This window comes from Microbacterium sp. ZW T6_19 (assembly GCF_044987465.1).
In the GTDB taxonomy this organism is placed as follows: Bacteria; Actinomycetota; Actinomycetes; order Actinomycetales; family Microbacteriaceae; genus Microbacterium; species Microbacterium natoriense_A.
In genome coordinates, this window is sequence record NZ_JBJDRH010000003.1 from 412028 (window position 1) to 423693 (window position 11666).

An 11666-nucleotide genomic window follows, 5' to 3' on the forward strand; every position below is an offset into this window, starting at 1 on the left:
GGTCAGACCAGGTCAGGCGCGTCCCAGAGCTTCAGCGTGGTGCCGATGCCCTTCGCGACCGCGTTCTCGTAGACGGTCTTGGCCCAGGCGACATCCTCGACGCCCATGCCTCCCACGCTGAACAGCACGGGCTGCTCGTCGAACTCGCGGCCGACCGCGGTGCCGTCGAACACGTCGCCGATGTTGACCACGCGCGACTCGTCGAGCTCGCCTGCGTCGATGAGGTCCTGCCAGTACAGGCCGATCATGCCGAAGGCGGTCTCGTGCGAGGGCGAGGGGTACTCCTCGGCCCATGCCCCGTAGATCTTCTTGGCGTCCGCGATGAGCCGTGCCTTGCCGGAGGTGGTGTACTCCTTGTCCATGCGCAGATTGGCCGGCAGGCTGAGGAACGCGCCCGGCTTGATCCAGTCGCCGTCGATGTACGGATAGTTCTCCGAGCCGACCAGACCCGTGACCGCTTCGGAGACGATGTCGGAATCGCGCACGGCCTCTTCGACCGTCTCCGCGATCTCGATCGTCGTGAACTGCGGATAGTGCGCCTTCACATAGGCGGCGAACGCCTCGGAAGTGGAACGACGGCGTCCGTTGATGCGGATCGTGTCGAGCGTGGGGCGCGCCGTGGTCATGGCGTGCAGCGCGCTCTTGTTCATGGCGCCTGGGCCAATGATGCCCAGGGACTTCGCGTTCACGGGCGCCAGCTTCTTGGCCGCCGCTCCCGGCACGGCCGCCGTGCGATAGGCGCTCTCGAGATTGCCCGACATGATGGCGAAGGGCGCCCCCGTCTCCTTGTCGTTCAGCACGATCAGGTGGATCGAGCGCGGAAGACCCTTGTCGCGGTTGTCGACGTTCGAGCCGTACCACTTGACGCCGGCGACGTCGAAGCGGCCGCCGAGGTAGGCCGGCATGGCCATGAAGCGCCGGTCGGCTGCATCCAGAGGCATCGTCGGGAAAGGCGACGACGAGGGGAAGCCGATCTGGGCGCCGTGCGAGTTCGCCGAGCTCCCCGCCATCCGATAATCGCCCTTGGCGACCAGCACGAGCACTTCCTCCATGACCTCCATGCACCGCTCCATGTCCTTCATGCCCGCAGCGATGACCTCGGGCTCACTGAGGTAGAGCATGTCGATGCGGGTGTCGGGGGTGGGGTCTGCGGCCATGTCGGGTCCTCCATATCGGGTGCTTCACCACCAGATAAGCCGTCAGAACAACCCCAGGTCAAATACCTTTTCCACCTTCAATTGATAGCGTTTCGCTCGCAATGCGGCCGTAACGGATCGGTAATACACGGCGCGTATCGTGCCGGGAATGGAACTGCGTCAGCTGCGGTACTTCATGGCCGTCGCGGACGAGCTCCACTTCGGGCGCGCGGCGCAGAAGCTGCATATGTCACAGCCGCCGCTGAGCGTGCAGATCGGACGTCTCGAGCGAGAAGTGGGCACGCCGCTGTTCGTCCGCAGCACGCGCCGTGTCGCTCTCACCGCTGCGGGCATGCATCTGCAGGAGAGCGCGCGGCGGATCCTCGACGAGGTCGACGCGGTGCGGGCGGACATGCGCGACTACGTCGGCGGACTCTCCGGTCAGCTCACGGCCGGCTTCGTCAGCTCGGCGAACTACACCGTGCTGCCGGAGGTCGTCCGACTGTTCCGCGCCAGACGCCCGAAGGTGAGCCTCACGCTCGTGCCGCTCACCTCGGGCGAGCAGTTCGACCGTCTCCGTGCGGGCACTCTCGACATCGGCATCGTCCGCGACGAGCTCCCTCGGACCGGAGTCGGCGCCGATTCGCTGTCGACCGCCGTGGTCTTCGAGGAGCGTCTCGTGGCGTGCCTGCCCGCCGGCCATGCGCTCGCGGACCGCGCCGAGGCCTCCCTTCAGGACGTCATCGCCGAACCGATGATCGCCTACCCCCGTGCGCTGATGCCCGGTTACGTCGATCGGGTGACCGAGCTCCTCGCTCAGGCGGGACGCATGCGCGTGGTCGAAGAGGTCGTGCACCAGGAGACGGCGCTGGGGTTCGTGGCGGCGGGTGTGGGGATCAGCATCCTGCCGGAGTCGGTCCGCCAGCTGGTGCCGCCGTCCATCGCCGTCGTACCCCTCGCCGGATCACCGACGACGCGGCTCCTGGCCGCCTGGCGCACGCGGGACGACGAGAGCGCGGTCCGCGGGGCGTTCCTGGAGTGCCTGCGGGACGCAGCGTCCGCCTGACGGCTCTTTCCGCGGGTTCAGCGCTCGGCATCCACCTCGTCGTCCTGGAGGTCGAAGTCGTCGGGCGCTTCCTCGGGCACGAGCGGCTCCTGGGGGCCCAGGAAGGCTTCGGGATTCATCATCATGCTCTCCTCTCCTGTTCAGGTGGAGTCCAGCATCCGCGCGCGGCGCACACGGGGCAGGCCCGTTGACAGGAAGGGGTCGCCGGAGTATCCCGTCGCCGCCTCGTCCCCTCCGCCGGTCGAGAAGGGACCAGGCGGACGACATCAGGCGAAGAGCGTGTCTCCGATGAACCCGCCCTCTTCGCATCCGGGCGGGACGGCGAAGACCGCGGAGCCGATCGGCGTCGTCCACTCGTTCAGCAGATCGAGTTCGGCGAGGCGCCGCTGCATCGGCGTGAACTGCCGCTCGACGTCGGCCTGGAAGGACACGAAGATCAGGCCGGAGTCGGAAAGCCCCGCGCCGATGGGTCGCTCCTCGTAGTTGTAGGCCCGCCGGAAGATCTTCTCGGCATCGTCCCCCCGCGCACGCCGGATGTGCGCGAACTGAGGGATCACCGGGAAGCCGATCGCCGTCTTCGCGTCGAAGTCCGGCTCGTCGAACTCCTCGCCGCCGGTGAGCGGCGCACCGTTCGAGAGTCGGCGCCCGACGGACGCCTCTCGACCGCTGCGATCCAGGCGATCCCATTTGTCGAGGTCCATCCGGATGCGTCGGATCACGACGCCCGTCCCGCCGGCGAGCCACCCTTCGCGCGACCACACGACGTCGTCGAACTCCTGGGTGCCGGGTCGCGGGTTGGCGGTGCCGTCGACCTGGCCGAACAGGTTGCGCATCGTCGTTCCCGGGCGCTCGGTGCCGTACGCACGGCGGAAGCCCGCCTGCGTCCAGCGCACGGCGGCGAACGACCTCGAGTCCTTCAGCAGCATCCGCCCCGCGTGCGCGACGGTGAGCGGGTCGTCGGCCGCGATCTGGATGAGCAGGTCTCCGTCGGAGAACTCCGGCTGCAGCGCGTCGATCCCGAAGGCCGGCAGGGGAGCGAGCCAGGCCGGCGGCTGCGCGCTCGCCCTCGCCACGAGCCGCGCGCCGAAACCGAAGGTGACGGTGAGACGTGCGGGGCTCGCGGCGAGCTCGGGTTCCGAGTCGGCGAGGGCGGGCCTGCCCTGGGTCAGCCTCGCCGCGTCATCAGTGAGGAGCCGCAGCAGGCGGATGATCCCGTCACGGTCGACGGCGTCGAACAGGTCGAGCGCGATGAACATCCCGTGGGCTTGAGCCGAAGTGTCGACGCCCGCCTGGTGCACGCCGAAGAACGGCACGCTCTCTTCGCCGTTCATCGGCTCGGACGGCGCAGCGGGCGCCGGTTTCTGATTCAGGGCGTAGTCGATGCCGACCGCAGCCGCCGCCCCCAGCCCGGCGACAGCCCCTCCGAGGAGGAACTGCCGCCGGGAGGAACCGGCGCGGTCGGATCGAGCGCCCTCGAGGGGCGCCGACATCACTGATCCGTGTCGTAGTTCTCGTTGGCGCCGGAGTAGTCCTTGACCGGTGCCGTGAAGTCGACCGTCGAGCCATCGGAGAACGTCAGCGTGAAGGCCACTTCGTCTCCGGCCTTCAGCGGCTTCGCCAGATCCATCAGCATGATGTGGTTCGCCCCCGGCTCCAGTGTGAGCGTGCCTCCGGCCGGAATGACGAAACCGCCCTCTCGCTCGCGCATCACCATCTCGCCGGCGTCGTTCTCGACGGTTTCGTGCAACTCGACCATGCTCGACGCTTCGGTCTGCGCCGAGACGACGGTCACGTCCTGTTCTCCGGAGTTGCGGAGCATCCCGAATCCGGCGGACATGCCCTCGTCCGCCGCCTTGACCCAGGCGTCATCGATCGTGACGGTGTCGGCGGCGGCGACCTTCTCGGCTTCCGCCGCGGGCGAGGCCGATGCACAGCCGGTGAGTGCGAGCATGGCGGCCGCGATCACCGCGGCCACGTGCAGGGTCGATTTCTTTGCAGTGGTGTCCATGTTGTTGCCTTTCAGAGTTGAGAGTCCGCAGGGTCGCCCTCGTCGGGCGCCGCGGCCGTCGCCTTCCGGCGACGGAGGAATCGATAGAGGAGGTAGGCGATCGCGGCGACGGCCGCTCCGCCTGCAGCGACGAGCAGCGTCCGCACCGCACCGTCGGCTTCGTCAGCCGCTTGATCCGTCGTCGTCGACGGTGGGTTCGCACCGCCGGTTCCCGCTTGTTCGCCCTTCATCGGCGCTGCGTCGCCGATCGTGAACGGGATGACTCCCGAGATCGGATGCCCATCCTCGGAGATGACCTGCCAGCGCACCTGGTAGCCCGCCTCGGGCATGCCCGGCTTCACCGCCAGCGTGACGCTGTTGCCGTTCACGACGGCGTCGCCGTCAGCCCACTCCCGGCCCTCCTCGTCCACGACGAGCACCACGGCGCCCGTCATCGAATCGCCGAGCGTGAGCAGCTCGCCGCTGAAGGTGAGCGAGATGCCGTCGGGCGGGACGGAGAGCCTTTCGTCGGTTTCGGGTGTGCTCGAGGTGAGCGAATCATGAGCGGATGCAGGCAGGGCGGTCGCGAGGATCACGACGACCGCCGCGAGCGCACCCGCCGCGAATCTGCGGACAGGGGACATGCAGGACGGACCTCTCGACGGGCGTCGTCGATCGACGCCTCGGATGGGAATCGCGACACCGGCTGCGCCGGATGGCACGCGACGGGAGTCGCCGAAGGACTCGGAGGAGTCGCGACGACGCGGATCAGACGGCGGCGAGAGCCGGCGGAGCGCGCCCGCGGAGAGGGGAGAGGAATGCGAGGTCGCGAAGGGCCTCGGGTTCGCGGGACGCAGTCGGGGAGCCGACAGGCGAGGGGGTCGGCGTGAAGAGGATCGCGTCGATGCGACGACGCAACCAGCGGATGCTCTGCTCCGCGAGATCGCGCAGAGCGAGCAGCATGCTCTCGCCACGATGCAGGGCGACGATCGTGATCAGCGCCGCGACGAGGTGCCCGAACCACATCATGCCGTCTGCCGCCGCGGTGGCGCTGAGCCCCTCCGTCGGAGGAAGCTGCAGCGGTGCGCCGTGCACGTGACCGCCGACGGTCCCTGACGGCGTGATCGTGCCCAGGACGAACAGCGCGTGGAAGAGGAACTGGCTCACGGCGACCGAGACGCTCAGCCGCACGGCCGAGAGCCGGCGGCCGGCCAGCAGCACGCAGACCATGAAGGACAGCACCCACGGCACCAGGATGCCCAGAGGGCCGGGCATGGCGCCGCCGGCCGTGACGTGCCCGGCGAGAGCCACGAAGATCGCCAGCGCCGACGCCGCGAAGCCGCGCAGGACGGCGGGCTTCCGGGACTGACGCACGGGTTCATTATGCCAGGGCGGCATCGTCGGCCCGCGTCTCAGTCCAGCACGAGGAAGATCCCCGCAGCGACTCCGAGCAGCAGGGTCGACGCGGTCGCCAGAAGCAGCGGCAGTGCGCTGCGGTCGAGCACACCGTCACGGATCAGGCTCGCCGTGGCGCGCCGGTAGCCCACGGCGGCGAGCGCGTACGCGGCGAGCGCGAGTGCGGTGCCTGCGAGCGCGATCATGACCGCGACGGCACCCGCGAGCTCGATCGTGAAGCGCAGGGCGATCAGGTTGGCGGTGGCGAAGGCGAGGCAGGTCCGTCGCCACGCGAGCAGGGTCCGCTCGGGCTGCAGGCCGCTGTCGAAGATCGAACGGGGACCCTCGCTCACACGAACATGCCGATCGTCACAAGGCCTGCAGCGACGACGACGCCGATGACGATGACGCCCCCGACCCCGAGGCCAGGCAGGGGCGCCGAGCGGCGCAACGCCTTCTCTGCGGCGCTCCATCCGAACCACGCCTGCACTGCGGCGAGCGTACCGAGGAGCAGGAACACCGCGGCGGCGGCGATACGCCACCCGACCGCCTCTGGCAGCGACAGGGCCTCGAGCGCGAAGGCCGCCGCGTACATCGCGAGCGCGGTGCGCAACCACGCGAGAAAGGTGCGTTCGTTCGCGAGGCTGAATCGCGGGTCCGGCTCGACCCCCTCGCGATAGACGCGGTCTGGGAACCGTCTTCTCGTCATGATTCCACCTCTCTGCCCGCCGCGGAGACGGTGCGGAATCCGGCGTTGCCCATCGACGAGTCCGGTGTGTTCGACGACCGCGCGGAGTTCCGGTACCTGTTGCAGTACGAAGAATGGCACAGGTAGCTGCCGCCGCGGAGAACTCTCGACGACCCGGGCGATCCGTGTTCTGCGGGACGGCCCTCCGCTCGCCGCAGATGCGCGTCGGCGGCGAACGCGTCGGCGCACCACTCCCACACGTTGCCCACGGTCTGCCACAGGCCGTAGCCGTTCGGTGCGAACGAGCGCACGGGCGCGGTCGTCAACCATCCGTCCTCGGCCGTGTTCACGCGCGGGAACACGCCCTGCCAGATGTTGGCCCTCCACCCGCCCTCGTCGACGTCTTCGTCACCCCAGGGATACCTCGCGCCGACCAGGCCGCCTCTCGAGGCGTACTCCCACTCGACCTCGGAGGGAAGCCGGCGCCCGGCCCACCCGCAGTACGCCTGAGCATCGTTCCAGCTCACATGGACGACGGGATGCTCCTCGAGGCCGTCGAGGTCCGACTTGCGCCCCCGCGGGTGGGCCCAGTCGGCACCACGCACACCGAACCACCAGGGCGTGCCGCCTGCCGGCCCCATGACGTCTGCGGGGTCGGCCTCGACCACGACGTGGAAGACTGCCGAGTACCCGAACAGCTCGGCTTCGGTGCGGTATCCGGTCTCGGCGACGAAACGCGCGAAGTCCGCGTTGGTGACGGTGGTCGCATCGATCTCGAACGCGGCGACGTCGACGGGGTGCACCGGCAGCTCGCCGTCTCCGGGGTTGTGGTCGCCGGAGGAGTCGCCCATCAGCAGGGTTCCCGCCGGCATCCGCACCTGCTCGACCAGATGGCCGCTCGAGCTCGACGACGGCGCCACGGGCGGGACCACGAGCGCCGGACGGGATCCGATCTCGATGTTCTGCGAGATCGGGCGTGGGGGCATTCCGCACCCGCATCCGCACCCCACGACGCCGTCGTTCACGGGTATGTCCTAGATCGCCGCGAGCTCGTCGGCGACCCGATGCAGCTGCGGCACCGGCATTCCGACCACCGCGGCGAGGCTGTACAGGCTCGTGCTCCCCAGCATCCCGAGGATCTCGCTCTGCGCGAGCATCGGCGCGTAGCGCGTGACGATCTCGCGCGACACCGGGTGCGCGAGCAGCTCGGGCACCGGGGTGGCGAGGCCGAACGTCCCGTGGGCGAACTCGTCGAGCGCCGGCATGGGGATCGCCGCCGCCGTCGCGCGGTCGCGCTGGTCGTGCACGAGAAGGTGCTCGTCGCCCGGCTCGTCGTCCACCGGGATGCCGAGGCGTTCGAACTGGCTCGCGGGCGCGTCGTTCTCGCGCAGCAGGCGGGCGAGGAGCCTCAGCATCCGCAGCTCGACGGCGGCGTCGTCGAGCGGATGCTCCTGGGCGGGGTCTTCGTGGAGGTCGAAGAGCAGCGTCCCGTAGTTGAAGGGATTGATCTGCGCGCGACCGGTGAGCCGCAGCGGGCGGATGCCCTTCGTGAACGAGAACGGCTCGGAGAGCTCGGCGCCGGCGAACTCCGCCGGATCGAAGCGTCCGCGCATGTGCGTGGGCATGAGCGTGTACTCCTCGAGCGGAGAGTTCTCGGCCGTGGCACATGCGCGCATGTAGACGTAGCGGCCGTCGGTGACGTTGACGTGGCCGCCGTGGATGCCGAACAGCGCACCGTCGCGGGAGACGCTCTGAAATGGAGCTCCGAGCATGTCCTCGGTCGGGTCGACACCGAAGAAGTCGAGGAGCGTCGGAGCGATGTCGATGGTCTGCACGAGATCTGCGCTGCGCTCGCCCGAACGACGGGTGCGGGGGTCCCAGACGAAGGCGGGCAGGTGCACGAGCTCGTTGAACCACGGCTGCACGCTCTTCGCCCACCATCCGTGCTCACCCAGGAGGAAGCCGTGGTCGGTGTTGACGATGAGGAGCGTGTCGTCCCACATGTCGTGTTCGTCCATCACGTCGAGCACCCGCCCCAGGGAGCGGTCGCACATGCTCACGAGCGCCTTGTATTCGAAGCGCGCGTGCTCCACCTGATCCTCGGGTTCGGTGACCTTGGAGTACGACGGCCAGTCGAACTCGGGCCCGTCGTAGTCGTGCGGGTAGAGCTTCTTGTACTCGTCGTACGTGAAGAACGGCTCGTGAGGGTCGAAGCACTCGATCTGCACGAACCAGCGATCGGCGTCGGCGTTCGTCTGCAGGAACTCCACTCCGGCGTCGAAGGTGAGAGTCTGCGGATGATCCGCCTCGCGCCGGAGGTAGCCGCGGTTGATCGCGTCCTGCCGATGCAGGCGACCCTTGAACCCTGTCGTCCCGTGCGGCTCGGCTGCGACGTCGGCCTTCCACGGGTCGCCTTCCTGACCTCGGAAGAACTCCCACGTGGTGTAGCGCGGGTGGTACGTTGCTCCGCCGTCCTCCCAGTAGTGGGGATGGTCGCTGGCGAGGTGCGTGTGCACGCCGTTGCGTCCGAGGATCTCAGGCATCGAATCGTCGAAGGGCTCGAGCGGACCCCAGCTGCGATGCAGGAAGTTGTATCGACCCGTATGCAGTTCGCGCCGTGCGGGCATGCACGGCATCGAGCCCGCATAGAAGTTGTCGAAGGTGACCGTGCGCTCGGCCAGCCGACGGAAGTTCGGCGCCTCGATCTCCTCTGAGCCGTAGGGCGGCAGCATGTGCCGGTTGAGGCTGTCGAACATGACCATGATCGCCCGCATCGTCGCGTCTCCTTCTCGCCACCGCCTTCGCAGACCATGACACTTGTAGAATAAGTTCCCCTCACGATCCCATGTGCCGCAGCGATCTGTCAACGTCGGCTCGTTGACAGCGGATAGCACTTGTGTCATTCTTCGAGAGTTCCCCTCGCCCCCGTCCGGACCGGATCCATGAAGCTTGAGCACCTACTCCTCGGACTCATCGGCGAGATGCCGCGCACGGGCTACGAGATCAAGAAGTTCCTCGACTACCACGGCCGCTTCCTCCGCTCGAACACGACGATGAGCCAGGTCTATCGCTCGCTCTCGTCGATGGCCGATCGCAGCTGGGTGGCCTACTCGGTCGACGAGCGCCCAGGCGCACAGGATGCCAAGATCTACCGCGTCACCGCGGACGGGATGACGGTCTTCCGCGACTGGCTCGAGGGCCCCTACACGCCTCCCAGCCGCTTCCAGGATCCGGAGTTCGCCGCGCGCCTGGGGTTTGCGGGGTACCTCACCCCCGAGAAGCTCATCGCCCTCGTCGAGATCGAACTCGAGGCGCGGCGCGAACAGGTCGCCAAGTACCGGTTCCGCGACCGCACGATCCAGGAGGGCACGGCGATCGAGTTCGACCGCGCCCTGGCCGCGTCCATGGGCGAACGGCTGCATCAGCACGGCACGCAGCAGATCGACCTGCACATCGCGCAGCTCGAGGAGCTGCGACGGGAGCTGCTCGACGGCACGCTCCCCGCTCCGGCCCCGACGGCATCCGCCGCGCTCTGAGCGGGATCCCCCGACGTCGCCGCGACGACTCGCCGTGGCGGGAATGATCGTTGGCGCGCCCTCGCTCCCGCACCCGCCCGTCGACGATTCAGTGTTGACAGCGAGCATTCCACTAGTGGACTATTACTGCATGCCACTTGTGCAATGACTTGACGCAGCTTGCCGTCGACCATTTCAATGACGAAAGGGATTCACATGAACACGGCCACAACGGCGCCGGCGGACCCGACCGCGGCCTCCCGATCAGTGAAGGTGAAGGGGCGCTGGCGCAACCTCTCCACACTCGTCGGGGTCACGGTCGTCGAGAGCGGCGAAGGCAGCCTCACCACCACGCTGTTCCCCGCCATCGCGAAGACCCTCGGGCTGGGCAACACCGAGCTCGGTCTGCTCTCGACACTGGGCCGCCTCATCGGCGTCCCCTTCGGTCCGTTCTGGGTCTGGTACGCCAACCGCACCACCCGGCGTCAGGCGATCTTCGTCAGCACGCTGCTGAGCGGTGCGCTGGCCGCGGCATCCGGCTTCGCCGACAACTTCCTCCTGCTGCTCCTCCTGCAGACCCTCCAGGCGGGCGCTGTCATCGGGCTCACACCGATCACGAACGCCGTCATCGCCGATTCCTTCGACGACAAGTCTCGAGGACGGGCAGTGGGGATGCTGTACGGGATCTCCGCCGTGCTCAGCTCGGTCATCGGCCCGCTCATCGGCCTGCTCTCGCTGTGGGAATCGGGCTGGCGCTGGGGATTCTGGGGCGTGGGCGCGCTGCTCGTGCTGACCGGGTTCCTCGTGCTGGTGTTCTTCAAGGAGACTGAGGTCGGCGCGTCCGACTACGGCGCCGAGGCCGCGAAGATCGAGTACGCCCGCCCGCGGCTGAAGGACTCGATCGCCTTGATGAAGATCCCGACCTTCAGCGTGATGATGGGGTCGCGGCTGCTCTCCGGCCATCTGCTCATCGCCGTGTTCGGCGTGCAGTTCCTCGTCACCGAGCGCGGCTTCGACGTCGCCACGGCCGCGATCGTCGCGCTGCCGTTCGGCATCGGCTACTTCCTCGGAACCGTGGGCGGCGGCTTCATCGTGTCGGCGCTGGATCGCCGCGGCGGGCCGAACGCCCGAGTCGTCTTCCTCCAGACCGCACAGGTGCTGTTCGCCGTCGTCGCATTCTTCGCCACGCAGTTCGACGTCGGCTCCATCGCGTTCTACGCGGCTTTCTGGGGACTGATGGGCCTCACGCAGGGCCTCAACCCCGGCGTGAACCGGCCCATCCTCATGTCGGTGATGTCGCCGGAGCTCCGGGCACAGGGCTTCGTGATCTACCTGACGATCTTCGAGGTGATCGGATGGGCGGCGTTCACGTTCGTCGCCGGCGTGCTCGCCGATGCGTTCGGGCTGCAGGCCGTGTTCCTCTGGGTGCTCGTGCTCCTGATGCTCGTGAACGCGGCGTTCCTCAGCCTTCTGTACCGTTGCTACCCGCGTGATCGTCAGCGCGTGGACGACCTGATCGAGAGTCGTCTGGCCGCCGAGGCGAAGTGATCGACGACCGATGAACGAGTGAGGGCCGGGTCCGTGAGGATCCGGCCTTCACCTGTCTTCGCTGGGTGCGCGACGCCTCCGTCTGTGACTGAGCCGTGAGAATGCCGCTCGATTTGGGCCCCGCGGCGAATCGTCCTAAAGTTACAGATCGATAACGGATGATACCGCCTGCCCGAGGAGCTTCATCATCATTTCGCGTTCCCCCGAAACCGCGCCGTCTTCTGCGCCTCTCGACGAGGCGCCCGCCGCGGACCCGATCACCCCTGCCCCGATGCTCCGCCGCGACCGGCGCCGTGCGCAGGCGGCCGTCGCCGCAGCCGTGGTGCAGACC

General features: G+C 68.2%; 12 protein-coding genes. 3 read left to right on the forward strand and 9 right to left on the reverse strand.

The genetic code is table 11. The annotated features are described in order from the left end of the window. Positions 1-2 precede the first annotated feature (2 nt). Complete coding sequence (locus tag ACI3KT_RS06965) at positions 3-1157, reverse strand: tyramine oxidase subunit B (RefSeq protein ID WP_404903306.1); 1155 nt, start codon at positions 1155-1157, stop codon at positions 3-5. Between the two features lie 148 nt (positions 1158-1305). Here ACI3KT_RS06965 and ACI3KT_RS06970 point away from each other — a divergent pair, with 148 nt between their 5' ends. Further along, complete coding sequence (locus tag ACI3KT_RS06970) at positions 1306-2202, forward strand: LysR family transcriptional regulator (RefSeq protein ID WP_404903308.1); 897 nt, start codon at positions 1306-1308, stop codon at positions 2200-2202. A gap of 266 nt (positions 2203-2468) precedes the next feature. Here ACI3KT_RS06970 and ACI3KT_RS06975 read toward each other — a convergent pair whose 3' ends face one another. The 8 genes from ACI3KT_RS06975 to ACI3KT_RS07010 all read right to left on the reverse strand — a co-directional run bounded on the left by ACI3KT_RS06975 (position 2469) and on the right by ACI3KT_RS07010 (position 9046). Further along, positions 2469-3692 carry a Dyp-type peroxidase gene (locus ACI3KT_RS06975; protein ID WP_404903309.1) on the reverse strand — a complete coding sequence of 408 codons (1224 nt, stop codon included), beginning with the start codon at positions 3690-3692 and terminating at the stop codon, positions 2469-2471. Then, positions 3692-4210 (reverse strand): copper chaperone PCu(A)C, encoded by a 519-nt coding sequence (locus ACI3KT_RS06980; protein ID WP_292906655.1) that lies wholly within the window; start codon positions 4208-4210, stop codon positions 3692-3694. Before ACI3KT_RS06980 ends, ACI3KT_RS06975 begins: the two co-directional genes overlap by 1 nt. Positions 4211-4221: 11 nt before the next feature. Next, positions 4222-4833 carry a copper resistance protein CopC gene (locus tag ACI3KT_RS06985; protein ID WP_404903311.1) on the reverse strand — a complete coding sequence of 204 codons (612 nt, stop codon included), beginning with the start codon at positions 4831-4833 and terminating at the stop codon, positions 4222-4224. Positions 4834-4957: 124 nt separating this feature from the next. After that, positions 4958-5563, reverse strand: a complete 606-nt coding sequence (locus ACI3KT_RS06990; protein ID WP_404903313.1) for a hypothetical protein — start codon at positions 5561-5563, stop codon at positions 4958-4960. A gap of 38 nt (positions 5564-5601) precedes the next feature. Next, positions 5602-5937 (reverse strand): DUF202 domain-containing protein, encoded by a 336-nt coding sequence (locus tag ACI3KT_RS06995; RefSeq protein ID WP_292906649.1) that lies wholly within the window; start codon positions 5935-5937, stop codon positions 5602-5604. Then, entirely contained in the window at positions 5934-6293 is a 360-nt protein-coding gene (locus ACI3KT_RS07000; protein WP_404903314.1) for a YidH family protein, read from the reverse strand. The genes ACI3KT_RS06995 and ACI3KT_RS07000 overlap by 4 nt, the downstream gene beginning before the upstream one ends. After that, positions 6290-7144 carry a formylglycine-generating enzyme family protein gene (locus ACI3KT_RS07005; protein WP_404903331.1) on the reverse strand — a complete coding sequence of 285 codons (855 nt, stop codon included), beginning with the start codon at positions 7142-7144 and terminating at the stop codon, positions 6290-6292. Before ACI3KT_RS07005 ends, ACI3KT_RS07000 begins: the two co-directional genes overlap by 4 nt. Positions 7145-7306: 162 nt before the next feature. After that, positions 7307-9046, reverse strand: coding sequence for a sulfatase (locus ACI3KT_RS07010; RefSeq protein ID WP_307293293.1), 1740 nt, complete (start codon positions 9044-9046; stop codon positions 7307-7309). 168 nt (positions 9047-9214) lie between these two features. Here ACI3KT_RS07010 and ACI3KT_RS07015 point away from each other — a divergent pair, with 168 nt between their 5' ends. Beyond that, positions 9215-9808, forward strand: coding sequence for a PadR family transcriptional regulator (locus tag ACI3KT_RS07015; protein WP_404903316.1), 594 nt, complete (start codon positions 9215-9217; stop codon positions 9806-9808). 195 nt (positions 9809-10003) lie between these two features. Next, positions 10004-11335 (forward strand): MFS transporter, encoded by a 1332-nt coding sequence (locus ACI3KT_RS07020; RefSeq protein ID WP_404903318.1) that lies wholly within the window; start codon positions 10004-10006, stop codon positions 11333-11335. The last annotated feature ends 331 nt before the right edge of the window (positions 11336-11666 follow it).

Bases quoted from the DNA above. Each gene is read 5' to 3' on its own strand.
- ACI3KT_RS06965 (WP_404903306.1), bottom strand. From the start codon at position 1,157: ATGGCCGCAGACCCCACCCCCGACACCCGCATCGACATGCTCTACCTC.
- ACI3KT_RS06970 (WP_404903308.1), top strand. From the start codon at position 1,306: ATGGAACTGCGTCAGCTGCGGTACTTCATGGCCGTCGCGGACGAGCTC.
- ACI3KT_RS06975 (WP_404903309.1), bottom strand. From the start codon at position 3,692: ATGTCGGCGCCCCTCGAGGGCGCTCGATCCGACCGCGCCGGTTCCTCC.
- ACI3KT_RS06980 (WP_292906655.1), bottom strand. From the start codon at position 4,210: ATGGACACCACTGCAAAGAAATCGACCCTGCACGTGGCCGCGGTGATC.
- ACI3KT_RS06985 (WP_404903311.1), bottom strand. From the start codon at position 4,833: ATGTCCCCTGTCCGCAGATTCGCGGCGGGTGCGCTCGCGGCGGTCGTC.
- ACI3KT_RS07000 (WP_404903314.1), bottom strand. From the start codon at position 6,293: ATGACGAGAAGACGGTTCCCAGACCGCGTCTATCGCGAGGGGGTCGAG.
- ACI3KT_RS07005 (WP_404903331.1), bottom strand. From the start codon at position 7,144: ATGCCGGCGGGAACCCTGCTGATGGGCGACTCCTCCGGCGACCACAAC.
- ACI3KT_RS07010 (WP_307293293.1), bottom strand. From the start codon at position 9,046: ATGCGGGCGATCATGGTCATGTTCGACAGCCTCAACCGGCACATGCTG.
- ACI3KT_RS07015 (WP_404903316.1), top strand. From the start codon at position 9,215: ATGAAGCTTGAGCACCTACTCCTCGGACTCATCGGCGAGATGCCGCGC.
- ACI3KT_RS07020 (WP_404903318.1), top strand. From the start codon at position 10,004: ATGAACACGGCCACAACGGCGCCGGCGGACCCGACCGCGGCCTCCCGA.